Source organism: Collinsella sp. TF07-1, from assembly GCF_003437235.1.
GTDB lineage: Bacteria > Actinomycetota > Coriobacteriia > Coriobacteriales > Coriobacteriaceae > Collinsella.
The window spans coordinates 365-2,723 of sequence record NZ_QSRV01000051.1; the positions used below are offsets into that span (position 1 = coordinate 365).

General features: G+C 56.3%; 1 protein-coding gene. It reads left to right on the forward strand.

Annotated features, from left to right (window positions below; genetic code table 11):
• Positions 1-195: 195 nt before the first annotated feature.
• Positions 196-1,890, forward strand: coding sequence for a phospho-sugar mutase (locus tag DXC67_RS10185; RefSeq protein ID WP_117638278.1), 1,695 nt, complete (start codon positions 196-198; stop codon positions 1,888-1,890).
• The last annotated feature ends 469 nt before the right edge of the window (positions 1,891-2,359 follow it).

Consider the following 2,359-nt stretch of genomic DNA (forward strand, 5'->3'; position numbering starts at 1 on the left):
CCTCCCCCTTTTTTGCGTTTACGTGAAACATTCCTTATGCAATTAAATCAATTTAATCATCCACCGCTGAATACAGACGTTCACCGTTCTTTGGTCGGTTCTTTGTTCTCAATGGACTAATATTTGCTTTAGCGCACTGCTGCGCTTGTCCTGTTTTACACGGGTCGTTTTATTGATTGTGACGGAAGGACTCACATGGCAGATGTTCATGAGCTGCTTGATACTTGGATTGCCAATGTCAAGGACGAGGAGCTCCTCGCTGAGCTTAACACGATGAAGGAGCAGGGTGATGAGGACGCCATCACCGACGCTTTCTTCCAGGATCTCGCCTTCGGTACTGCCGGCCTTCGCGGCACTATCGGTGCGGGCACTAACCGTATGAATATCTATACGGTCGGTCGTGCGACCCAGGGATTCGCTGACTACCTCAATGCGACCTTCAAGCATCCGACGGTCGCCATTGCTCGCGATAGCCGCAATAAAGGTGAGCTGTTCGTCAAGACGACGGCTGCCATTCTTGCAGCAAACGGCGTGACTGCCCTCGTGTATCCCAAGATTTCTCCTGTGCCGACGCTCTCCTGGGCCGTCCGCGACCTTAAGTGCTCCGGTGGCATTTGCATGACCGCTAGCCATAACCCAGCGCCTTATAACGGCTATAAGGCCTATGGCCCCGACGGCTGCCAGATCACCAGCGAGGCCGCCGATGCAATTTCTAAGGCTATCGCCGAGACCGATACGTTCACCGGCGTGAAGTCCATGGACTTCGATGAGGCTCTTGAGCAGGGTCTGGTCAAATGGATCGATGACTCGTGCCTCGAGCGTTATTACGACGCCGTTCTCGCCCGCGGCGTGACTAACCTTTCTGCCGAGGAGATCGCTGGCGCTCCGCTTAAGCTCGTCTACACTCCGCTCAACGGCACCGGCCTCATTCCCGTCACGACGGTGCTCGAGCGCGCTGGCATCACCGATGTCACGGTTGTTCCCGAGCAGAAGGAGCCTAACGGCGATTTCCCGACCTGCCCGTATCCTAACCCCGAGATCCGTCAGGCCATGCAGAAGGGCATCGATCTCTGCGAGCAGGTTCACCCCGATCTGCTGCTTGCAACCGATCCCGACGCCGACCGTGTTGGCGTTGCCGTTAAGAATGGCGATGACTATCTGCTGCTGACCGGCAATGAGATGGGCGTTCTGCTGCTCGACTATATCTGCAAGACCCGTGCTGCCCGCGGTGAGGACCTCACTAAGAAGGTTGCCGTTACTACTATCGTTTCTTCCGCCATGGTTGACGCTCTGGCCGACGAGTACGGTTTTGAGCTCCGCCGCTGCCTGACGGGCTTCAAGTACATCGGCGACATCATTACCTCGCTTTCCGATGCTGGCGAGGTCGATCGCTTTATCTTTGGTTTCGAGGAGAGCTACGGCTATCTGGCTGGCGACCACGTGCGCGACAAGGACGCCGTGAGCACTTCGCTGCTGATTTGCCAGATGGCGCAGTATTACAAGCTCCAGGGTAAGAACCTCGCCGATGCGATGCACGAGCTGTACGAGAAGTATGGTTACTACCACAACAAGACGATTTCGCTGAGCTATCCGGGTGCTGAGGGTGCGGCAAAGATGGCCGGCATCATGTCCGGTCTGCGCGAGAACCCGCCTGCGGAGCTTGCTGGGTCCAAGATTGAGGCCGTCGTGGACTACAACGCCTGCGTGAACGGCCTGCCGAAGGCTAACGTCATTGAGTTCGATCTTGAGGGCGGCAACAAGGGTATTGTTCGTCCTTCCGGCACCGAGCCCAAGATTAAACTGTACATCTTCGCCAAGGGCGCGGATGCCGCCGAGGCTGATGCAGCACTTGACGCGATCGAGGAATCCGGTCGCAAGCTGTTGGCCTAAGGCTTTGAAAGCCTATTTCTATAGATAGACGGAGGAGGGGATCTCGGAAACGAGGTCCCCTCTTTATTACCGGCAAATACAGCTGAGAATTCCGAATTGTGTAGAAAATGTGTACGCCCAGATTCCCGTCCCCGGCGCCCCTCCGGTCTGGCAATATATCTCCTTGCCGCGCGGCCCGGTCGGACCGGATCAGCCGCCAGGCGTGCACCTTGAGAACCGGATACTGCGAGGATGGACACATTCAGTGTCGCATCCGGGCAGACATCGAACCATTTGAAATGGTCTAACTTGGATTTGTTTTTCGCAAGGCCGCCGAGAGGCGGCCCCGAGAAATTCCTTTTCCTATACAGAACCATATGAATCGAACGGAACCGATCAGCGATGGACTGAGAGGACCGGACGGGCTCGAAGCCCAGATATTTTGGACGGAGAGTTCGATCCTGGCTCAGGATGAACGCTGGCGGCGCGC